Source organism: Pseudomonas sp. Fl5BN2, from assembly GCF_009908205.1.
Taxonomy (GTDB): Bacteria; Pseudomonadota; Gammaproteobacteria; order Pseudomonadales; family Pseudomonadaceae; genus Aquipseudomonas.
The window spans coordinates 201905-224005 of record NZ_JAAARL010000010.1 but is presented as its reverse complement, the minus strand read 5'-3'; the positions used below and the strand labels follow the sequence as shown (position 1 = coordinate 224005).

Annotated in this window: 18 protein-coding genes; 11 read left to right on the top strand and 7 right to left on the bottom strand. The window is 60.5% G+C overall.

Going from position 1 to position 22101, the window contains the following annotated elements:
* Window positions 1-105 precede the first annotated feature (105 nt).
* Window positions 106-2082, bottom strand: coding sequence for a bifunctional tRNA (5-methylaminomethyl-2-thiouridine)(34)-methyltransferase MnmD/FAD-dependent 5-carboxymethylaminomethyl-2-thiouridine(34) oxidoreductase MnmC (mnmC, locus tag GV819_RS16345; protein ID WP_161757090.1), 1977 nt, complete (start codon window positions 2080-2082; stop codon window positions 106-108).
* A gap of 147 nt (window positions 2083-2229) precedes the next feature.
* Between mnmC and pap the strand changes: the two genes are divergently transcribed.
* The 3 genes from pap to GV819_RS16330 all read left to right on the top strand — a co-directional run bounded on the left by pap (window position 2230) and on the right by GV819_RS16330 (window position 6151).
* Window positions 2230-3744, top strand: a complete 1515-nt coding sequence (pap, locus tag GV819_RS16340) for a polyphosphate:AMP phosphotransferase (protein ID WP_161757089.1) — start codon at window positions 2230-2232, stop codon at window positions 3742-3744.
* A 103-nt stretch (window positions 3745-3847) separates the two neighbouring features.
* On the top strand, window positions 3848-5032 hold the full coding sequence (locus GV819_RS16335; RefSeq protein ID WP_161757088.1) for a thiolase family protein: 1185 nt from the start codon (window positions 3848-3850) through the stop codon (window positions 5030-5032).
* 159 nt (window positions 5033-5191) lie between these two features.
* Entirely contained in the window at window positions 5192-6151 is a 960-nt protein-coding gene (locus tag GV819_RS16330) for a DMT family transporter (RefSeq protein WP_161757087.1), read from the top strand.
* A 77-nt stretch (window positions 6152-6228) separates the two neighbouring features.
* Here the strand turns inward: GV819_RS16330 and GV819_RS16325 are convergent, their stop codons facing one another.
* On the bottom strand, window positions 6229-7623 hold the full coding sequence (locus tag GV819_RS16325; protein ID WP_161757086.1) for a class II fumarate hydratase: 1395 nt from the start codon (window positions 7621-7623) through the stop codon (window positions 6229-6231).
* A gap of 193 nt (window positions 7624-7816) precedes the next feature.
* On the opposite strand from GV819_RS16325, the gene GV819_RS16320 reads away from it, so the two are divergent.
* The 7 genes from GV819_RS16320 to GV819_RS16290 all read left to right on the top strand — a co-directional run bounded on the left by GV819_RS16320 (window position 7817) and on the right by GV819_RS16290 (window position 15637).
* Complete coding sequence (locus tag GV819_RS16320) at window positions 7817-8332, top strand: DUF2059 domain-containing protein (protein ID WP_161757085.1); 516 nt, start codon at window positions 7817-7819, stop codon at window positions 8330-8332.
* Window positions 8333-8344: 12 nt separating this feature from the next.
* Entirely contained in the window at window positions 8345-8644 is a 300-nt protein-coding gene (locus tag GV819_RS16315) for a BolA family protein (protein WP_161757084.1), read from the top strand.
* Between the two features lie 101 nt (window positions 8645-8745).
* Window positions 8746-9687, top strand: coding sequence for a rhodanese-related sulfurtransferase (locus GV819_RS16310; RefSeq protein WP_161757083.1), 942 nt, complete (start codon window positions 8746-8748; stop codon window positions 9685-9687).
* A gap of 36 nt (window positions 9688-9723) precedes the next feature.
* On the top strand, window positions 9724-10326 hold the full coding sequence (locus GV819_RS16305; RefSeq protein WP_178126018.1) for a DsbA family protein: 603 nt from the start codon (window positions 9724-9726) through the stop codon (window positions 10324-10326).
* Window positions 10319-12139 carry an ABC transporter ATP-binding protein gene (locus tag GV819_RS16300; RefSeq protein WP_372242126.1) on the top strand — a complete coding sequence of 607 codons (1821 nt, stop codon included), beginning with the start codon at window positions 10319-10321 and terminating at the stop codon, window positions 12137-12139. Before GV819_RS16305 ends, GV819_RS16300 begins: the two co-directional genes overlap by 8 nt.
* 208 nt (window positions 12140-12347) lie before the next feature.
* Window positions 12348-14807, top strand: coding sequence for an EAL domain-containing protein (locus GV819_RS16295; RefSeq protein ID WP_161757080.1), 2460 nt, complete (start codon window positions 12348-12350; stop codon window positions 14805-14807).
* 77 nt (window positions 14808-14884) lie between these two features.
* Window positions 14885-15637 carry a TenA family transcriptional regulator gene (locus GV819_RS16290; RefSeq protein ID WP_178125128.1) on the top strand — a complete coding sequence of 251 codons (753 nt, stop codon included), beginning with the start codon at window positions 14885-14887 and terminating at the stop codon, window positions 15635-15637.
* A gap of 94 nt (window positions 15638-15731) precedes the next feature.
* Here the strand turns inward: GV819_RS16290 and GV819_RS16285 are convergent, their stop codons facing one another.
* From GV819_RS16285 to GV819_RS16265, 5 genes are all read right to left on the bottom strand, one after another.
* Window positions 15732-16658 (bottom strand): GGDEF domain-containing protein, encoded by a 927-nt coding sequence (locus GV819_RS16285; RefSeq protein ID WP_161757078.1) that lies wholly within the window; start codon window positions 16656-16658, stop codon window positions 15732-15734.
* A 369-nt stretch (window positions 16659-17027) separates the two neighbouring features.
* Window positions 17028-17768, bottom strand: coding sequence for a YciK family oxidoreductase (locus GV819_RS16280; RefSeq protein WP_161757077.1), 741 nt, complete (start codon window positions 17766-17768; stop codon window positions 17028-17030).
* Between the two features lie 56 nt (window positions 17769-17824).
* Window positions 17825-18496 carry an N-acetylmuramic acid 6-phosphate phosphatase MupP gene (gene mupP / locus GV819_RS16275; protein ID WP_161757076.1) on the bottom strand — a complete coding sequence of 224 codons (672 nt, stop codon included), beginning with the start codon at window positions 18494-18496 and terminating at the stop codon, window positions 17825-17827.
* Window positions 18497-18499: 3 nt separating this feature from the next.
* Window positions 18500-19198, bottom strand: coding sequence for a bifunctional 2-polyprenyl-6-hydroxyphenol methylase/3-demethylubiquinol 3-O-methyltransferase UbiG (ubiG, locus tag GV819_RS16270; protein ID WP_161757075.1), 699 nt, complete (start codon window positions 19196-19198; stop codon window positions 18500-18502).
* 62 nt (window positions 19199-19260) lie between these two features.
* A complete protein-coding gene (locus GV819_RS16265) occupies window positions 19261-20592 on the bottom strand; it encodes a TRZ/ATZ family hydrolase (protein WP_161757074.1) in 1332 nt (443 codons plus the stop codon).
* A 108-nt stretch (window positions 20593-20700) separates the two neighbouring features.
* Between GV819_RS16265 and mtnA the strand changes: the two genes are divergently transcribed.
* The gene (gene mtnA / locus GV819_RS16260; RefSeq protein WP_161757073.1) at window positions 20701-21777 is read left to right on the top strand and encodes an S-methyl-5-thioribose-1-phosphate isomerase; all 1077 of its coding nucleotides are present in this window, start codon (window positions 20701-20703) and stop codon (window positions 21775-21777) included.
* The last annotated feature ends 324 nt before the right edge of the window (window positions 21778-22101 follow it).

Here is a 22101-nt window from a genome sequence, read left to right as displayed (position 1 = left end):
TCGACAGGTTATAAATCGGCGTGCGGTGCCGGCATCAGAGGCTTGGTTTGTCAGCTTCTCGGGCGACCATCGGCGGCATTCAAGGCTGAACGCCGCCGCTCTGGATCAAGCCTTGCCGCGAATCAGCCGGCGCAGGGCAAAGCGGTTCGGATGGCAGGCTTCGGCCACGCTCCTGGGCAGCGGCAGGGGTTCGTTTTCCAGCCAGGCGGCCAACAGCTCGCCGGACAAGGGGGCGGTGATCAGTCCGCGAGAGCCGTGGCCACTGTTGATGTACAGGCCATCGAGCCAGGGGCAGGGCTGGTCCGGTACCTGGCGCGCATCTTTGCCCAAGGCGGCGTAGGTCTCGGCGAACGCTGCCTGATCGGCCAGGGGGCCGACGATGGGCAGGTAGTCCGGGCTGGTACAGCGAAAGGCCGCACGACCTTGCAGCTGTTCCAGGGGCAGGTGCTCGGCGTTCAGCCGCTGGAGCAGGTCGTTGGAGATTTCCCGCAGCATCTCCAGGTTTCCGGCGTGTTCAGCTGCGGTGGGGGTCAGGTCTTCGCTCTTGAAGTCAAAACTGGCACCCAGGGTGTGTTCTCCCAGTCGCGGCGGGGCGACATAACCTTCGGCGCAGACCACTGTCGCCAGACTCTGGCTTTGCTCTGTCTGTGGCAGGCGAGTGATCTGCCCGCGAATGCGTTTGAGGGGCAGCTCGGCACTGGCCGGGAAGCGCTTGATCTCGGCGGCACCGGCGAGGATCACCACTGCCGCACAGGCCAGCATCTGCTCGCCATCCCAGGCTTGCCACTGTTGCTCGACTCGGCGCAACTCCAGCACGTTCCGGTGCGCCAGGACCCGGATCTGTGGATGGCTGGCCTGCCATTGGCACAGGGCCGGCGGATGCACCCAGCCACCTTCGGGATAGAACAGGCCGCCGTGCTCCAGGCCGATGCCCGCCCGGGCCTGGGCCGCGGGTTGATCCAGCACATGCAACAAGTCGGCAGGGAAGGCCTCGGCCAACTGCGCCTGGCGTTCGGCCTCCTTGGTATTGAACGCCAGTTGCAGCACGCCGCAACCGTCCCAATCCACACCGCGCTGCAGATGCTCCAACTGGCGGCGGGTGTAGCCAAAGCCGCTGAGGATCATCTGCGACAGCGCGGTGCCGTGGGCCGAGAGCTTGAGGTAGAGCACGCCCTGAGGATTGCCCGAGGCTTCCTCGGCCAGTTGCGAGTGACGTTCCAGCAATTGCACCTGCCAACCGCGAGCCGCCAGGCTTGCAGCGCTGGCGCAACCGGCCAGCCCGCCGCCGATCACCAGGGCAGTTTTTGCCTGCAGCGCCGGGCGGGCAAACCAGGGCTTGACCCTGGCCGGGGTCGGGGCCTCTTCGGGCCAGCCGAGAAACTCACCTCGCAGCACTTCCCACTTATGACCGATACCTGGGGTGCGCTTCATCTTGAAGCCCGCCGCGTTCAACAGGCGGCGCACCCAGCCGGTGCTGGTGAAGGTGCTGATGGTGGAACCCGGCGCGGCCAGGCGCGCCAGCTCGGCGAACAGTTCTGGGGTCCACATGTCAGGGTTTTTCGCTGGGGCAAAGCCGTCGAGAAACCAGGCATCGATCTGCGCATCCAGTTGCGGCAACTGCTCCAGTGCGTCGCCGATCAGCAACGTCAGGGTGACCCGGCCGCCTTCCAGGGTGATGCGCTGAAAACCGCCGTGTACGGCCACGTAGTGTTTGAGCAAGTCTTGCACCTGCGCCGTCAGTTCCGGCCACAGCGCCAGGGCACGCTGTAGGTCGGCGTGACTCAGTGGGTACTTTTCGACACTGACGAAATGCAGGCGTGCATCGGCGGGCGCCTGTTGCTGGAACAACTGCCAGGCGCAGAGAAAGTTCAGCCCGGTGCCGAAGCCGGTTTCACCGATGACAAAGCGCCCGCCGGCTGGCAGCGCAGCAAAACGCTCCCGCAGGCGGTTCTGTTCGATGAACACATGGCGGGTTTCATCCAGGCCCGACTCACTGGAAAAATACACGTCATCGAAGACCCGCGAACGCGGGCGTCCTTGGTCGTCCCAGTCGAGCTGGGCGTGGGGCAGTTCAGGTGTCATGTTCGGCTCGTCAACCACAAGGCGGCCATTCTAGCCGATCGCCATGCTGATGCTTGATCCATAGCAAGCCGACATCGGTTGGGGATTTGTTTTCCTAGGTGGAGGTCGATCCGCTAGTCTTGGGAAATTCTTGGAAGGAAGCCACCCATGTTCGAATCCGCTGAAATCGGTCACGCCATCGACAAAGAAACCTACGACGCCGAAGTGCCAGCCTTGCGCGAGGCGCTGCTCGAAGCGCAATTCGAGCTGCGTCAGAAAGCGACGTTTCCAGTGATTGTGCTGATCAACGGTATCGAGGGAGCGGGCAAGGGCGAGACAGTCAAACTGCTCAACGAGTGGATGGACCCGCGACTGATCGAAGTGCGCACCTTTGACCAGCAGACCGATGAGGAGCTGTCGCGACCACCGGCCTGGCGCTACTGGCGGATGCTTCCGGCCAAAGGCCGCATGGGGGTGTTTTTCGGCAACTGGTACAGCCAGATGCTCCAGAGCCGGGTGCATGGCGAGATCAAGGACCCGCGGCTGGATCAGGCGATCAATGGCGCCGAGCGCCTGGAAAAGATGCTCTGTGATGAAGGAGCACTGATCTTCAAGTTCTGGTTTCACCTGTCCAAGAAACAGATGAAGGCCCGTCTCAAGGCCCTGCAAGATGACCCGCTGCACAGTTGGCGCATCAGCCCGCTGGACTGGCAGCAGTCGGAAACCTACGACAAGTTCGTCAAGTACGGCGAGCGCGTGCTGCGCCGCACCAGCCGCGACTACGCCCCCTGGCATGTGATCGAGGGGGTTGACCCGTATTATCGTAGCCTCACCGTGGGACGGATTTTGCTGGAGGGGCTGCAAAATGCCCTGAACCGCCAACCGTTGAGGCCCGCCCAGGTCAATGCAGCGCCGCTGACGGCGGCAGTCGACCAGCGCAGCCTGCTGGACAGCCTGGACATGACCCAGCACCTGGACAAGGACGACTACGAGGAACAACTGATCACCGAGCAGGCGCGCCTGGCTGGCTTGCTGCGGGACAAGCGCATGCGCAAGCACGCCTTGGTGGCGGTCTTCGAAGGCAATGACGCGGCCGGCAAGGGCGGCGCCATCCGCCGGGTCGCCGCGGCGCTGGACCCGCGTCAGTACAGCATCGTGCCGATCGCCGCGCCCACTGAAGAAGAGCGTGCGCAACCTTATCTCTGGCGCTTCTGGCGGCATATTCCGGCGCGGGGCAAGTTCACCATCTTCGACCGGTCCTGGTACGGCCGGGTGTTGGTGGAGCGGATCGAGGGGTTTTGCCAGCCAGCTGACTGGCTGCGGGCCTATAGCGAGATCAACGACTTCGAAGAGCAATTGGCCGACGCCCGGGTGATCGTGCTGAAGTTCTGGTTGGCCATCGACAAGGATACGCAGTTGGAGCGCTTCCAGGCCCGGGAGGCCATTCCCTTCAAGCGCTTCAAGATCACCGAGGACGATTGGCGCAACCGCGACAAGTGGGACGACTACCGGGCTGCCGTCGGTGACATGGTGGATCGCACCAGCACCGAAGTCTCGCCCTGGACCCTGGTAGAGGCCAATGACAAGCGCTGGGCCCGGGTCAAGGTCCTGCGCACCATCAACCGGGCCTTGGAGGCGGCGTTCGAACGTTCCGACAAGCACGATAAAAAAGATAAGAAGTAGGCCGATGGTCACGCATATGCCGAGTGAATGATTGTCGCGGTCTGCGAGCAAGGGCATTTATGCTCGATGCTCCTTCCAGCCGACAACAACAATGAGGTGCGTCATGCGTGAAGTGGTGATCGTCGACAGCGTACGGACTGGCCTGGCCAAGTCCTTTCGGGGCAAGTTCAATCAGACCCGCCCGGATGACATGGCCGCTCACTGCGTCAATGCGCTGCTGAGCCGCAATGGCATTGACCCGGCCAGTGTCGAGGACTGCATCGTCGGCGCCGGGTCCAATGAGGGCGCCCAGGGTTTCAATATCGGTCGCAACGTAGCGGTGCTCTCGGCACTGGGCACCGGCACCGCGGGCATGACTCTCAACCGCTTCTGTTCCTCGGGCCTGCAGGCGATCGCCATTGCCGCCAACCAGATTGCTTCTGGCTGCAGCGACATCATCGTCGCCGGTGGGGTCGAGTCCATCAGCCTGACCATGAAGAGCGTCAATACCGACAACCTGATCAACCCGCTGCTCAAGGAGCAGGTGCCGGGCATCTACTTCCCCATGGGGCAGACCGCCGAGGTCGTCGCTCGGCGTTATGGGGTCAGCCGCGAGGCTCAGGACCGGTATTCCCTGCAAAGCCAGCAGCGTACTGCCCAAGCCCAGGCTGCCGGCCTGTTCAATGACGAGATCGTGCCGATGACGGTCAAGTACAAGGTCGAGGACAAGCAGAGCGGCCAGGTGCAGATACTGGATGGCGTGGTGGATCGTGATGACTGCAACCGCCCCGATACCACCCTGGATAACCTCGCAGCCCTGAAGCCGGTGTTTGCCGACGACGGTTCGGTTACGGCGGGCAACTCCTCGCAGCTGTCCGACGGCGCTTCGATGACCCTGGTGATGAGCCTGGAGCGGGCGCTGGCCCTGGGGCTTAAGCCCAAGGCGTTTTTTCGCGGTTTTACCGTGGCCGGTTGCGAGCCGGACGAGATGGGCATCGGCCCGGTGTTCTCGGTGCCCAAGTTGCTCCAGGCCAAGGGCCTGAGGGTGGATGACATCGACCTCTGGGAACTCAACGAAGCCTTTGCTTCCCAGTGCTTGTACGCCCGTGACCGGCTCGAGATAGATAACGCCAAGTACAACGTCAATGGTGGCTCGATCTCCATTGGTCACCCGTTTGGCATGACCGGATCACGCCAGGTAGGGCATCTGGTGCGTGAGTTACAGCGGCGCAATCTGCGTTACGGCATTGTCACCATGTGTGTGGGCGGAGGCATGGGCGCGACAGGATTGTTTGAGGCGGTGCGCTAGGTTCGTGGAACTGTGCGGCTGAGCCGGCCCCGGACGGGGCCGGTTTGCGTTTTGCGACCTGCACAATCCTGATTGCGCTTCGTCGCCAACTGTCTCTGTGTTGGCCTCAGGCCGGGGCCTAGAATGTGAGTCTCGCTGGTAGGGCTTTGTGGGGTTCGCATGCACGTTTCATCCGGTCGCTGGGTTTATGGCCTGTTCCTCGCCTTACTGACTGCACTGTTGTGGGGCATCCTGCCGATCAAGCTCAAGCAAGTGCTGCTGGTGATGGACCCGGTCACCGTGACTTGGTTTCGCTTGCTGGTGTCCGGCGGTTGCCTGCTGCTCTACCTCACGGCGGTGGGGCGCCTACCGCGCTGGCGCTTGCTTGGTCCACAGGGCGCCTGGCTGGTGCCGATCGCGGTCTGTGGCTTGGTGGGCAACTACGTGTTGTACCTGATGGGCCTGAACCTGCTGAGCCCGGGTACTGCGCAACTGGTGGTGCAGATGGGCCCGATCCTGCTGCTGATCGCCAGTGTGTTTGTATTCAAGGAGCGATTCAGCCTGGGGCAGGGCCTGGGACTGTTGGTGTTGCTGGTCGGTTTCGGATTGTTCTTCAATCAGCGCCTGACCGAATTACTGACTTCACTCAGTGATTACACCGCCGGGGTGTTGACCATCCTGGCCGCCTCTGCGGTCTGGACCTTTTATGCTCTGGGGCAGAAACAACTGCTGAGTGTATGGAACTCGCTGCAGGTGATGATGGTGATCTACCTGTTCTGTGCACTGCTGCTCACCCCGTGGGTCCATCCACTGGAAGCCTTGGAACTGAGTCCCTTGCAGGGCTGGCTGTTGCTGGCTTGCTGCCTGAATACCTTGATCGCCTATGGCGCCTTTGCCGAGGCCCTGGCCCATTGGGAGGCGTCACGAGTCAGTGCGACCCTGGCAATCACCCCTCTGGTGACTTTTGCCGCAGTGGCCTGGGCTGCCTGGCTCTGGCCAGAGTATGTACAAGCTGAAGAGATCAATGGGCTGGGTTATGGCGGGGCGCTGCTGGTGGTATTGGGTTCGGCGCTGACGGCGCTGGGGCCGTCGTTGATGGCCGGCCTCAGGGCTCGACGTCAGCGTATTAGCGTGGGCTGAGCTTCGCTGGCAAGCCAGCGCCTGCAGGCCGGTGGAGCTTTGCCAGGTGCTGGATCATCAGTAGATGAGTTGCCGTCTTAGCTCTGTTTTCCTGCCTCCAGCATGTTTTCCGGTCGGACCCAGGCATCGAACTGTTCATCGGTCAGGTAGCCCAGCTCCAGCGCCGCTTCCCGCAGGGTCAGGTTCTCGGCATAGGCTTTCTTGGCAATCTCGGCGGCTTTGTCATAGCCAATATGGGTGTTGAGTGCCGTTACCAGCATCAGTCCCCGCTCCAGGTGCTCGGCCATTTGCACAGGATCGGGCTCCAGTCCGGCGATGCAATGCTCCTGGAAGTTGCGGCAACCATCGGCCAGCAGGCGGATCGACTGCAGCAGGTTGTGAATGATCACCGGCTTGAACACATTCAACTGCAGATGGCCCTGGCTGGCGGCAAAACCAATTGCTACGTCGTTGCCCATGACCTGGCAAGCCAGCATCGACAAGGCTTCGCACTGGGTCGGGTTGACCTTGCCGGGCATGATTGAGCTGCCTGGCTCGTTGGCCGGCAGCTTGACTTCTGCCAGGCCGGCTCGCGGCCCCGAACCCAGCAGGCGCAGGTCGTTGGCGATTTTCATCAGGCCCACGGCGAGGGTTTTCAGTGCGCCGGAGAGCGTGGTCAGTGGCTCGTGACCGGCGAGGGCGGCGAATTTGTTGGGCGCGGTGACGAAGGGCAAGCCTGAGAGCGCTGCCAGTTCGGCGGCAACGGCTTCACCGAAGCCGTGTGGCGAATTGAGCCCGGTGCCCACGGCGGTACCGCCTTGTGCCAGCTCGCAGACTGCGGGCAAGGCGCTGCGGATGGCCCGCTCGGCGTAGCCCAACTGGGCGATGAAGGCGGAGACTTCCTGGCCAAAGGTGATGGGCGTGGCATCCATCATGTGGGTACGCCCGGTCTTCACCAGCTTCATGTGCCGGGCCGCCAATTCGGACAGGCCGCCGGACAGCTCGATGATCGCCGGCAACAGCTGGAACTGCACCGCCTGGGCTGCGGCGATGTGCATGGCGGTAGGGAAGCAGTCGTTGGAGCTTTGCGAGCGGTTGACGTGATCGTTGGGGTGCACCGGCGCCTTGCCGCCCCGGGGGTTGCCCGCCAACTCGTTGGCGCGCCCGGCGAGTACTTCATTGACGTTCATGTTGCTCTGGGTGCCGCTGCCGGTCTGCCACACCACCAGGGGGAACTGGCCGTCATGCTGGCCTGCCAGTACTTCGTCGGCGGCCTGCTCGATCAGGCGGGCGATGTCGGCGGGTACGTCGCCATTGCGGTCGTTGACCCGGGCGGCGGCTTTCTTGATCAGCGCCAGGGCATGTAGCACCGACAGTGGCATGCGTTCATTGCCGATGGCGAAATTGACCAGAGAGCGTTGGGTTTGTGCACCCCAGTAGGCCTCTTCAGGGACTTCAACCTGGCCCAGGCTGTCAGTTTCGATTCGATTCATCGTGGCAATCCTCCAAGTCTGACTGGCCAGTTTAGGCCGTGATCCGTGGCTCGGGTTCCCTGAAAGGTGTTTTTCCGTCCTGTACTTGAGCAAAACCCAAGGGTGTCCGGGTGTGGGGTTGAGGGACGCGGATTAATAGGCGCAGAATGGTCGCCCTTGGGGTTTTACCTCGCCTGCTAGAAAAGGAAACTCGATGACCCGTTTTCGTGCCATCTGTACCGCGGTTGTTCTGGTCTGTGCCAGCGGCCAAGTTCTTGCCGATACCGCCAGCCACAACGCCAGTGCCGAGTCCTTCCTGACCCTGGCCCATGCGGACAAGCTCGGTACTCCGGTGTACATGCAAGTTCAGCAAATGTTCGCCCAGCGTTTCGAGCAGACCAAAGCCCCGGAATCCAAGCGTGCCCTGCTGGAAACCTACCAGGCCAAGGCCAACGCCGCCCTGGACCAGGCCATTGGCTGGAACAAGTTGAAGCCGGACATGGTCAAGCTCTACACCAGCAACTTCAGCGAATCCGAGCTCAAGGACCTGGTGGCGTTCTATCAGTCGCCACTGGGCAAGAAAGTCCTGGAAAAAATGCCTCAGCTAACCCAGCAATCGGCGCAGATGACCCAGGCCAAGCTGGAAAGCGCAGTACCGGTGGTGAACAAACTGCTGGCTGACATGACGGCCGAACTCGAGCCAAAAGCAGCACCTGCGAAGAAGAAGTAAGCGGAGCCCGCAATGACCATGCAACAACGTATCGAATCGGCGCTGGGTGCATTGCAGCCCGAGCACCTGCAAGTGCTGGATGAAAGCCACATGCACAGCCGTGGCCAGGAAACCCACTATAAAGCGGTGCTGGTCAGCGAGCAGTTTGCCGGCCTCAACAGCGTCAAGCGCCACCAGAAGGTCTACGCCACTCTAGGTGAGCTGATGGGCCAGTTCCATGCGTTGGCGTTGCACACTTACACGCCTGAGGAGTGGTCGAAGATCGGTGTAGCCCCGGCCTCGCCGACCTGCGCTGGTGGCAGTAAGCATTAACCGCGGTTTTTTTGTTAGAATCCGCAACGCGCCGCTCAAGCCGGCGCGTTTTTTTTGCATCCGGTTCACCCTTTGCGAGGGTAGCCACCTGGAGATTACCCATGACACAACCGATTGTCGTGGCGGCACTGTATAAGTTCGTCACCCTCGAAGATTACGTAAACCTGCGCGAACCGCTGTTGCAGGCGATGCTCGACAACGGCATCAAAGGTACCTTGCTGATCGCCGAAGAAGGCATCAACGGCACGGTATCCGGCAGCCGAGAAGGCATCGATGGGCTGCTGGCCTGGCTGAAGAACGACCCGCGCATGCTCGACATCGATCACAAAGAGTCGTACTGCGACGATCAGCCGTTCTACCGCACCAAGGTCAAGCTGAAGAAAGAGATCGTCACCCTGGGCGTACCTGGTGTCGACCCCAACAAGAAGGTCGGGACCTATGTCGAGCCGCAGGACTGGAATGCCCTGATCAACGACCCGGAAGTGCTGTTGATCGATACCCGTAACGACTACGAGGTGTCCATCGGTACCTTCGAAGGTGCGATCGACCCGAAAACCACCAGTTTTCGCGAGTTCCCGGACTACATCAAAGCCCACTTCGACCCAAGCAAGCACAAGAAAGTGGCGATGTTCTGCACCGGCGGTATCCGTTGCGAAAAAGCCTCGAGCTACATGCTCGGCGAGGGGTTCGAAGAGGTCTTCCATCTCAAGGGCGGCATTCTCAAGTACCTTGAGGAAGTGCCGCAGCAAGAGAGCAAATGGCAGGGCGACTGTTTTGTTTTCGATAACCGGGTCACCGTGCGCCACGACCTGAGCGAAGGCGACTACGATCAATGTCATGCCTGCCGTACTCCGGTGAGCGTCGAAGAGCGCGCGTCCGAGCACTATGTGCCGGGTATCAGTTGCCCCCATTGCAGGGACACGCTGAGCGAAAAGACTCGCCGCAGTGCCGTCGACCGGCAGAAACAGATCGAATTGGCCAAGGCTCGCAACATGCCGCACCCGATTGGTTTCAACTACAAGCAATCATCCACCGAGGCCTGAGCCATGTCTGCCCGCCTGCTCTATGTGATGGACCCGATGTGTTCATGGTGCTGGGGCTTCGCGCCCGTGGCCCAGGCCCTGGCAGAGCAGGCGCAGGCTGCCGGCGTTGAATTGCATCTGGTGGTGGGCGGCTTGCGCACGGGGAGTGGTGCGGCCCTGGAACCCAACACCCGGCGCTATATCCTTGAGCATTGGCAGGCCGTGCATCAGGCCACCGGTCAACCATTCACCTTCGACGGCGCCTTGCCCGATGGGTTTGTCTATGACACCGAGCCGGCCTGTCGAGCCATCGTTACTGCTCGTGGTCTGGCATCTGACTGTGCCTGGAAACTGCTGGGACTGATCCAGCGGGCGTTCTATGTCGAAGGCCGTGATGTCACGCTGGCCAGTGTGTTGGTGGAGTTGGCTGAACAAGCCGGGGTGCCGCGCATCGAGTTCGCCGAAGCTTTCGATCGGGCCGAGCAGCACGCCGCCACCGCGGCGGATTTTACCTGGGTCCAGGACCTGGGTATCGCTGGGTTTCCGACCTTGCTGGCGGAGCGCAATGGCCAACTGGCGTTGCTGACCAACGGCTATCAGCCACTCGGTGAGCTGTCACCGTTGCTCGGCCGTTGGCTGGAGCGTGCTGCCTGTGCCTGACCCGGTTGATTCAAATGCTCCTGGCAAACGGGTTGATCGTCTGAGCTGGACAGAAATTCGCCGCCTGGCCCTGCATCACCGGAAGTCACTGTGGATCGCCAACGGCGTAGCCGTGCTGGCTACCCTGTGCAGTGTACCTATCCCGCTGCTGTTGCCCTTGCTGGTGGACGAAGTGTTGCTGGGCCGAGGCGACGCTGCACTGCAAGTGATGAACCGCTTTCTGCCTGAGGGTTGGCACCAGGCCGCCGGCTATATCGGACTGATGCTGCTGCTGACGTTGATCCTGCGAAGCGCAGCCTTGGTGTTCAACGTGATTCAGGCGCGGTTGTTCGCCGGCCTGGCCAAGGACATCGTCTATCGGATCCGAGTGCGCCTGATCGAGCGACTCAAGCGTATCTCCCTGGGTGAGTACGAAAGCCTGGGGGGCGGCACGGTCACCACTCACCTGGTCACTGACCTGGACACGGTGGACAAATTCGTTGGTGAAACCCTGAGCCGCTTCCTGGTCGCCATGCTGACCCTGGTGGGGACCGCGGGCATCCTGATGTGGATGCACTGGAAGCTGGCTTTGCTGATTCTGCTGTTCAACCCCCTGGTGATCTTTGCCACGGTGCAGTTGGGCAAGCGGGTCAAGCACCTGAAGAAGCTGGAAAACGACAGCACTTCGCGGTTTACCCAGGCGTTGACCGAGACCTTGGAGGCGATTCAGGAAGTTCGTGCCGGCAATCGCCAGGGCTACTTTCTTGGGCGCCTGGGACAGCGTGCCGAGGAGGTGCGGGATTACGCAGTGGCCTCGCAGTGGAAAAGCGACGCTTCGGGGCGGGCCAGTGGCTTGCTGTTCCAGTTCGGCATCGATATTTTTCGCGCCGCCGCCATGCTCACGGTGCTGTTCTCCGATCTGTCGATCGGCCAGATGCTCGCCGTGTTCAGTTACCTGTGGTTCATGATCGGTCCGGTGGAGCAGTTGTTGAATCTGCAATACGCCTATTACGCGGCGGGCGGAGCCCTGACTCGGATCAACGAGTTGCTGGCGCGGGCCGATGAGCCGCAATACCCCGGTGGCGTGGATCCCTTCCAGGGGCGAGACACCGTTGGTATCGAAGTGCGTGGGCTGAGCTTCGGTTACGGCGACGAGCGAGTGCTGGACAACATGAACCTGTCCATTGCTCCTGGCGAGAAGGTGGCGATTGTCGGCGCCAGTGGCGGTGGCAAGAGCACCCTGGTGCAGCTGTTGCTGGGGTTGTACACGCCGCAGACCGGGGTGATCCGTTTTGGTGGTGCGACCCAGCAGGAGATCGGCTTGGAAACGGTGCGGGAAAACGTCGCCGTGGTGCTGCAGCATCCGGCACTGTTCAACGACACTGTTCGCGCCAACCTGACCATGGGCCGTGAGCGCGATGATGGCGCTTGCTGGCAGGCCCTGGAAATTGCTCAGTTGGACGCCACGGTCAGGGCGTTGCCTCAGGGCCTGGACACCGTGGTTGGCCGTTCCGGCGTGCGCCTTTCAGGCGGACAGCGCCAGCGCCTGGCCATTGCGCGAATGGTCCTGGCTGAGCCCAAAGTGGTGATCCTCGATGAAGCCACGTCCGCCCTGGATGCGGCCACCGAATACAACCTGCATCAGGCATTGACGCGTTTTCTGCGTGGGCGGACTACGCTGATCATTGCTCATCGCCTGTCGGCGGTAAAACAGGCTGATCGGGTTTTGGTGTTCGATGGTGGACAGATTGCCGAAGATGGCGACCACCAGCAGTTGATTGCCGATGGTGGTCTTTACGCCAAGCTGTACGGGCATTTGCAGCAGGTTCGATAGTCTTGAGTTTTCCTCGGCTTTCTGTGCTTAGTGCTTGAATTTCCTGGTGGAATAACCGCTTCAGCATGAGACGGTGGCAGTTTCCTCCTACGGGGCTGATCCGGCCGGTATTCACCTTGCGCCGGATCTGCGGAAATTAGCCTAATCTGTGCTGTCTGAGGCGGGACTACTGGGTTGTTCATTTGGCAGTGCTGAAGCAAGGACCCTCATGAAGCAAAAGCGGACTTTCGCAACGCCGCGGTTGTTGGGCATCGTCTGGCCCTTTATTGCCGTGGTGTTATTTCAAGCGCTGTTGGGCGGCCTCAGCTTGTATGTCCTGTCGGCAGTACGCGGCTATGTTGCCGGTGAAAGCCTGTGGTCCAAAGGCCAGAAAGACGCCATCTACTACCTCAACCTGTATGCCGACAGTCGCGATGAGGGGGCTTTCCTCAAGTACCAGAACGCAATTGCCGTGCCTCAGGGCGGCCATGAGCTGCGAGTGGCCCTGGATCGTCGGCCACCGGATCTGGACGCTGCGCGCCAGGGCATCCTCAAGGGCGGCAACCACCCGGATGACGTTTCTAGCCTGATCTGGCTGTACCTTAATTTCCGTCATTTCAGCTACCTGGAAAAAGCCATCGACCTCTGGACCGTGGGGGATGGCTACCTGCTGCAACTGGACACCGTGGCTCGGGAGATGCATCAGGGGATCAGTAGCAACAGTGCCAGCGAAGCCGATGTGCAGCGTTGGAAAAACCAGATATTTGCCATCAACGACGGTGTTACTCCGGCCGCCAAGGCGTTCAGCGATGCCTTGGGCGAAGGCTCGCGAGTCATCCTGCGACTATTGCTGGTGACCAACCTGGCCACAGCGCTGATCCTGATTGCCTTGGCCTTGCTGCGTACCCACAAGTTGCTGGCCCAGCGCCATGCCTTTGCCGATGCCTTGCAACTGGAGAAGGAGCGCGCGCAGATCACCTTGCAGTCTATTGGCGACGGGGTGATCACCACCGATGTCGAGGGTGCTATCGCCTACATGAACCCGGCGGCTGAAGAGCTGACTCGCTGGAAGGCCGAGCAGGCCGTGGGGCTGCCCCTGGCGGCTCTGTTCAATCTGTTGGATGAAAACGCCCAGGCCGACGGTTTCACCTTGATTGAGCACATCCTCAGCGGCCAGCTCAGCGGTGGCAGCGAGCACTCCAAGCTGATCCAGCGGTTGGATGGCAGCACGGTGTCGGTGACCTTGGTAGGTGCACCGATCCGCAATGCGGGGAAAGTCAGTGGCACGGTGCTGGTACTGCATGACATGACCCAAGAGCGGCAATACATTGCCAATCTATCCTGGCAGGCGACCCACGATGCCTTGACTGGCCTGGCCAATCGCCGGGAGTTCGAGTTCCGCCTGGAGCAAGCCCTGCACAGTCTGGTGCGCCAGCCAGCCAGGCATGCGTTGATGTTCCTGGACCTGGACCAGTTCAAGCTGGTCAACGACACCTGCGGCCATGCCGCTGGGGACGAGTTGCTGCGGCATATTTGTGCGCTGCTGCAGTCGGGGTTACGTGAAGGCGACACTCTGGCCCGACTGGGGGGGGACGAGTTCGGCATTCTCTTGGAGAACTGCTCGCCGGAGGCGGCTGAGAAGATTGCCGAAGGGCTGCGCCAAACGGTACAGAACCTGCATTTTGTCTGGAAGGGCCGGCCCTTCGTGACCACCGTGAGTATTGGCCTGGTGCATGTCGCCCAGACTCCAACCACCCTCGAGGCTTCGCTGCGAGCGGCGGATATGGCCTGCTACATGGCCAAGGAAAAAGGCCGCAACCGGGTTCAGGTCTATCATGCCGACGACTCCGAGCTTTCCCTGCGGTTTGGCGAGATGGCCTGGGTCCAGCGCCTGCACATGGCCCTCGAGGAAAACCGCTTTTGTCTCTATTCCCAGGAAATTACTGCCTTGGGCCACGTCGAACACGATGGTGGCCATGTCGAGATTCTTCTGCGCCTGCATGACGAGGCCGGCAGGATGATCTTGCCGGACAGCTTCATTCCGGCGGCTGAGCGTTACGGCTTGATGACGTCCCTGGATCGCTGGGTGGTACAAAACGTATTCAAGATTATCGCCCAGTGCATCGAAGAGGGTCGCGAAGGGCCGATGGCGACGTGTGCGATCAACCTCTCAGGCATCACCATTGGCGATGATGAGTTCCTCGGCTTCCTGAGGGAGCAGTTTGTCGCCTATGGCGTGCCGCCAAAGATGATCTGTTTTGAAATTACTGAAACCAGTGCAATCGCCAACTTGGGCAGTGCAATCCGTTTTATAAATGAACTCAAGGGTTTAGGTTGTCGTTTCTCTCTGGATGACTTTTGTGCAGGAATGTCGTCGTTCGCTTATCTCAAACATTTGCCTGTAGACTTCCTCAAGATCGATGGAAGTTTCGTAAAGGATATGCTGGACGACCCGATTAACCGCGCCATGGTCGAGGTGATCAACCACATCGGGCATGTCATGGGTAAGCGCACGATTGCCGAGTTTGTTGAAACGCCGCAGATCGAGCAGGCCTTGCTTGAGATCGGTGTGGATTATGCTCAAGGCTACATTATTGAACGCCCGCAATTGTTCACCTGTGACAGTCTGCAGTGTCGACCCGTGCGACCACAGCCCCTGTTATTCAAGGCGCCCGGCACGTTCCGTTGAAACCTCTTTTGGATCCGTACATCACAATCAAAAGGAGCCCGACAGTGATCGACACATTCAGCCGAACCGGCCCGCTCATGGAAGCTGCCAGTTACCCCGCCTGGACCCAGCAACTGATCCAGGACTGCAGCGAGAGCAAGCGCCGCGTGGTGGAGCATGAGCTGTACCAGCGCATGCGCGATAACAAGCTCAGCGCCAAAGTCATGCGTCAGTACTTGATCGGCGGCTGGCCGGTGGTTGAGCAATTTGCCCTGTACATGGCACAAAACCTGACGAAGACCCGCTTTGCCCGTCATCCCGGCGAGGACATGGCGCGTCGCTGGTTGATGCGCAACATTCGGGTTGAGCTCAATCATGCGGATTACTGGGTGCATTGGAGTCGGGCTCATGGCGTGACCCTGGAAGACCTGCAGGCACAGCAGGTAGCGCCAGAGTTGCACGCACTGAGCCATTGGTGCTGGCACACCAGTTCGGCGGACTCGCTGATCGTGGCCATCGCAGCCACCAATTACGCAATCGAAGGGGCGACGGGCGAATGGTCGGCCCTGGTGTGCTCCAATGGCATTTATGCCGCGTCATTTCCGGAAGAAGACCGCAAGCGCGCCATGAAATGGCTGAAGATGCATGCGCAGTACGATGATGCACATCCCTGGGAAGCGCTGGAAATCATCGTTACCCTGGCCGGGTTGAGCCCGAGCAAGGCCTTGCAGGCCGAATTGCGCCAGGCCATCTGCAAGAGCTATGACTATATGTACCTGTTCCTGGAGCGCTGCATGCAACAGGAAAAGACCACCGTGACCCGCGAGCGCCTGGCGTTGGCTGAGGGATAGGGCTGGGGTTTGCGGGCTGCTCGATTGCCTCAAGCGGTTGACGTTTGTGTCGGTGGGTTGCCCGTGAATGATCTGCTGAGGCGGGGTTCGGTGTCTAACCCGCCATTGCCAGGCGATTGCGCCCCTCGCGCTTGGCTACATACAGTGCGCTGTCGGCGCGACGCAACAGACTCTCCGAAGATTCCCCCGGCAAAAGGGTCGAGCAGCCCAGGCTCACCGTAAGTTCGATCAAGTTGCCATCAGCCCAGTACTCCCGGGCCTGGGTGGCATGCCGCAGGCGTTCGCCAACCATCGCTGCAGCGTCGCGGCCGGTGTTGGAAAGCAGGATCAGGAACTCTTCCCCGCCAAAACGAAACACCATATCGACGTTGCGCAACTGTTCCTTGATCGAGGCGGCAACTGCTTTGAGTACTTCGTCGCCAGCGCTGTGGCCGTGGTTATCGTTGATGCGCTTGAAGTGGTCAATGTCCAGCATCAGTAGCGACAGCGGATGCAGGTGACGCTGGGCCATTTCGATTTCCCGTTCCAGGGTCTGATCCATGGCAATGCGGTTGCCAGTGTCGGTCAGTGGGTCGCGCAGGGCGCTGCGGGTGGCGGCACGGTACAAGAGCGCGTTGCGCATTGGGTACAGCAGGGTTGACAGCAGTGACTCCAGATAACCCTGTTCTGAATCGCTGAAACGTTGGTTGCGACGGAAGACCAGTTCACCCATCGGTTCGCCTTCGTGGCTGAGGCGATAGCTGATGGAGTGGTGTCCGCGTTGACCGAACTCCAGACGCAGATCACTCGGCGCGTGCTTGTAGAGCAGTGCGTCGAGCGGTACCAAGCGCTGAACCTCACGAAAGAACAGGCCGAGGATGCGCTGTGGCTCAAGGCTGGTCTGCAACTGCAGTCCCATCTGCTGGCGCAATTGTCCGAGGCTGACGGGCTGTCTGATCAGTGGCGACTGCTGGCCAAAGCCCAGGCGCTGCAATTTGGCGCTGTCGAAGTCAATTGCGTTGGTCTGGGTCGGTGTTTTCATCTAAGTGTGAGCCCCCTGAGCACGGTGTACGGTCTTACTGCTTGGGTGAGGGCGGCTCAGGGCTGCGCGTCATACTGTTCCATCAGCCCCGTAGGACAATCGCGCACATTTTATGCCGCTTCGCTGATGGCGATAAAGCCCTCGACGCAAGCTGTTTTTCACTGCGCCAATGCACGGTGTATTGAGTGGTGTTAGAGCGAAACTCGTGCCATTCGGTTCAGATAAATAAAATTCGTTCTAATTCAGTGGTTTGGGTTTTTATTCTGAGGGTCAATCAGTTGCGACCGGCATTTGTTTGGCTTGGAAAGCTTGGGGATAAGTTCTTTTTCGGGCATCGCGACGGTATTCCGTCGCGACGAACGGAAGGGGTTACTGCGCGTCGAAGGCCTGGCCATTGATCCCGGTGCTGTCCGGTCCCATCAGATACAGGTAGACCGGCATGATCTCTTCAGGTGTGGGGTTGTTGCTGGGGTTCTCGCCGGGGTAGGCCTGGGCCCGCATACTGGTCCGAGTGGCGCCAGGGTTGATGCTATTGGCGCGGACCGGGGCCACAGTGTCCAGCTCGTCGGCCAGGGTTTGCATCAGCCCCTCGGTGGCGAATTTGGATACACCGTAGGCGCCCCAATAGGCCCGGCCCTTGCGCCCAACGCTGCTGGAAGTGAAAACCACCGAAGCGTCCTGGGATAGCTTGAGCAAGGGCAGCAGGGTGCTGGTCAGCATGAACATGGCGTTGACATTGATTTGCATCACCCGCATAAAGTTCTCCCCTGAGAGCTGCTCCAGCGGTGTGCGCGGACCGATGATCGAGGCGTTGTGCAGCAGGCCGTCGAGGTGGCCGAACTCGGTTTCGATCATCGCTGCCAGTTCGTCGTACTGGTGTGGCAGGGCGGTTTCCAGGTTGAACGGAATCACCGCGGGCTGTGGATGGCCCGCCGCCTCGATGGCATCGTAGACCTCGGTCAGGTTGGCTTCGGTCTTGCCTAGCAGGAGCACCGTGGCGCCATGGGCGGCAAAGGTCTTGGCGGCAGCGGCGCCGATGCCGCGACCGGCTCCGGTGACCAGAATGACCCGATCCTTGAGCAGTTCGGGGCGCGCGGAATAATCAAACATAAAAGGCCTCAATATAAATTGGAACGTCCCCGGCGTTTAGTCGGGAATGCCACTGCTTAGCAGCTGCACAATGCGTTATCCAGAACCTGGCGCAGTTCCAGCGGATGATTGACCACTACGTCGGCACCCCAATGCCGGGGGTTGTCGTCCGGATGGATATAGCCGTAGGTCACGGCGGCGGTCTTGGTTCCGGCGTCCCGACCGGACTCGATATCCCGTAGGTCATCACCGACGAACAGAACGCTGGACGGGTCCAGCTTGAGCATCTGGCACGCCAGGATCAGTGGTTCGGGGTCGGGCTTGCTGTTTTTCACATGGTCGGGGCAGATCAGCAGCGCCGAACGCTCGGCCAGCCCGAGTTGCTGCATGATCGGCTCGGCGAAACGCAGGGGTTTGTTGGTCACCACGCCCCAGATCAGATTGGCCTTTTCGATATCAGCCAGTAGCTCGGCCATGCCGTCGAAAAGCTTGCTGTGCACCGCGCAATGCTTCAGGTAGCGCTCGAGAAACTCCAGGCGCAATGCCTCGAAGCCCGGGGATTCCGGGTCCATGGAAAAGGTCACGGCGACCATGGCTCGGGCGCCGCCGGAGACTTCGTCGCGAATATGCTGGTCGGCGATCGGCGGCAGGCCGCGATCACGTCGCATGCCTTGGCACACGGCGATGAAATCAGGCGCGGTGTCGAGCAGGGTGCCATCCATGTCGAAAAGAACGGCTCTGATAGCCATGTCTCACTCCTCTCGCAGCGTCTGGATCATGTAGTTGACGTCCACGTCCGCAGCCAGCTTGTAGTGTTTGGTCAGTGGGTTGTAGGTCAGGCCGATGATGTCCTTGACGCTCAGGCCGGCGGAACGGCTCCAGGCGCCAAGCTCCGAAGGGCGGATGAACTTCTTGAAGTCATGGGTGCCGCGAGGAAGCAGCTTCATGATGTATTCCGCACCGATAATGGCGAACAGGTAAGCCTTTGGGTTGCGGTTGATGGTGGAGAAGAACACCTGGCCGCCTGGCTTGACCATGCGGAAGCAGGCGCGGATTACCGACGAAGGGTCGGGGACGTGTTCGAGCATTTCCAGGCAAGTGACCACGTCGAACTGTTCGGGCATTTCCTCGGCCAAGGCTTCGGCGGTGATCTGCCGGTATTCGACGTTCACGCCGGATTCCAGTTGGTGCAGCTGTGCCACTGCCAGGGGGGCCTCACCCATGTCGATGCCGGTAACGGTGGCGCCGCGTTGGGCCATGGCCTCGCTGAGGATGCCGCCGCCGCAACCAACGTCGAGCACCTTCTTGCCGGCCAGGCCTACCCGCTCCTCGATCCAGTTGACCCGCAATGGATTGATGTCGTGCAGGGGCTTGAACTCGCTTTCGCGGTCCCACCAGCGATGGGCCAGGGCTTCGAATTTGGCGATTTCAGCGTGGTCGACGTTGCTCATGGGTAATACTCCAAAGCTAAAAAATTCTGTGTACGGCCTCAAGCTTCAGCTCAAGGCCCGGGTTAGTGGGCGTGGCCGCTGATGCGCTGGCCCCAGCGGCGGGCGGTTTCGCCGAGCTGCTGTTCATCCAGGCGAGTCAGACGCCGGTCATCCAGCAGTTGCTTGCCGGCGACCCATAGATGCGTTACGCAGTCGCGGCCGGTGGCGTAGATCAGTTGCGACACCGGGTCGTAAATCGGTTGCTGGGCCAGTCCGGACAAGTCGAAGGCCACCAGGTCCGCAGCCTTGCCGATTTCCAGGGAGCCCACTTGGTTATCCAGACCCATGGCCCGGGCTCCATTGAGGGTAGCCATGCGCAAGGCACGATGAGCGTCCAGGGCTGTTGCCGAGCCGGCCACGGCCTTGGCCAGGAGGGCCGCAGTGCGGGTTTCCCCCAGCAGGTCCAGGTCATTGTTGCTGGCCGCGCCGTCGGTGCCCACGGCGACGTTGACTCCCGCTTGCCAAAGGCGCTCCACCGGGCAGAAGCCGCTGGCCAGTTTCAAGTTGGATTCCGGGCAGTGAATGACGCTGGTGTTGGTTTCTACCAGTAAAGCCAGGTCGTCATCGCTGATTTGGGTCATATGAACGGCCTGGAAGCGCGGCCCCAATAGACCCAGGCGGGCCAGGCGGGCCAGCGGTCGTTCGCCGTGCTGCTCCAGGGACTGCTGCACTTCGAATGCTGTTTCATGCACATGCATGTGAATCGAGGCGTCGAGTTCTTCAGCGATGACGCGAATTTTCTCCAGATTCTCGTCACAGACGGTGTAGGGTGCATGAGGGCCGAAAGTGATCTTGATTCGAGGATGAAGCTTGAGGTCGCCGAACAGCTCCACGCCCTGGCGAATGGCTTCGTCGGCGTCATGCGCGCCGGGAATCGGGAAGTCGAGGATCGGTATGGCGATCTGTGCACGAATGCCGCTGTTGTGGACTCGCTCACTGGCAACCTTCGGAAAGAAGTACATGTCAGCGAAGCAGCTGATGCCACCTTTGATCTGTTCGGCGATGGCAAGGTCGGTGCCATCACGGACGAAGGCTTCATCTACCCACTTGGCCTCGGCGGGCCAGATATGATTTTCCAACCAGTTCATCAGTGGCAGATCATCGGCCAGGCCACGAAACAGGGTCATGGCCGCATGCCCGTGGGCGTTGATCAATCCTGGGCTGAGCAGCATGCCAGGCAATTCGCGGACTTCGCTGGCTGGCTGTTTCAAGGCCTCGGTCCGTGGGCCAATGAACGCGATACGGCCGTCGCGGATGCCCAGGCCATGTTCCTTGAGGACAACGCCGGCCGGCTCCACCGGTACCAACCAGGTCGGTAACAGGAGCAGGTCGAGCGCAGCATCACGGTTTGGCATCGAATATCGGTCCAGGGCGTCATATAAAGGATGGCGAAGTATACCCGAGCGTCTTCGCAGGGGGATCGCTATAATCGGCGGCTTTTGTTCATGAGTACGGGGTGAGGGATGCGCGATCGTCTGTTGGCTGCGGAGAAGGTCAAGGCCATTGATTGGCGGGATAACACTCTGTATCTGCTCGATCAGCGGATTTTACCCTTTGAAGAAACCTGGGTTGCCTACGATGAAGTTGCCGGAGTCGCAGAGGCGATCCGCTCAATGGTGGTGCGCGGTGCCCCGGCCATTGGCATCAGTGCAGCATATGGGCTAGTGCTGGCTGCGCGCGCACGTTTTGCTGCGGGTGGTGACTGGGTTGCGGCCCTGGAGGAGGACTTCGCTTTGCTGGCGGACTCGCGTCCTACTGCGGTCAATCTGTTCTGGGCCTTGAATCGCATGCGCGAGCGCCTGGGGCGGGTCAAGGATAACGCCGACCCGGTGGCGGCCCTTGAGGTTGAGGCGCTGGCAATCCATGAAAGTGACCGTGAAGCCAATCTGACCATGGCTCAGTTGGGTGTGGACCTGATTCGCAGGCACCAAGGCAACCCCCAGGCCCTGTTGACCCATTGCAATACCGGTGCCTTGGCCACCGGCGGTTTTGGCACTGCCCTGGGGGTGATTCGTGCGGCCTGGCTTGAAGGCATGGTGGAACGGGTCTATGTCGACGAAACCCGGCCTTGGTTGCAGGGGGCGCGCTTGACGGCTTGGGAGTTGGCCAATGAGGGCATTGCACTGACCTTGAATGCTGACTCCGCCGCGGCGCATATCATGAAGACCAAAGGGGTGACCTGGGTGATCGTCGGTGCTGATCGGATCACCGCCAATGGTGATGTGGCGAACAAGATCGGGACCTATCAGCTGGCGGTCAATGCCATGCACCACGGCGTGCGCTTCATGGTGGTGGCGTCCAGTTCGACCATCGACCTGAGCCTGGCCAGCGGCGAGGACATTCCTATCGAGGAGCGCGATGGCAAGGAATTGCTGGAGCTCGCTGGCAAGCGCGTGGGGGCCGAAGTCGACGTGTTCAATCCGGTGTTCGATGTCACGCCTGCGGACCTGATCGACGCGATCGTCACTGAAAAGGGCATAGTCGAGCGTCCGGATACGGCAAAAATAGCGCAGTTGATGTGTCGCAAGCGCTTGCATTGAGGTCATCGACGATGGCTTCCAACGAACGCCGCCTGGTCAGTAAAAAACACCGGAATGCGTGCGAATTTGTCCTCTGAGCCTCTCTCGTCCCTTATCAGGCTGTCACCGGTCAACTAACTATGTTCCATGCCCGTCAGAGGGATAGGTGCGTGGCGGCGATTGTGATAACATCCGGCGGTTTCCAAGGCGGTCCGATGCGGCCGTCTTTACTGCGCAAATCCATGGCATAACTTGTTGATTTGTCGTAAGTCGGTGCAGGGCACTAGGCCTGCAGCGGCGAGCTTCGTTCGTCCCATATGGATGTGACGAAGTTTCACCAGAAAA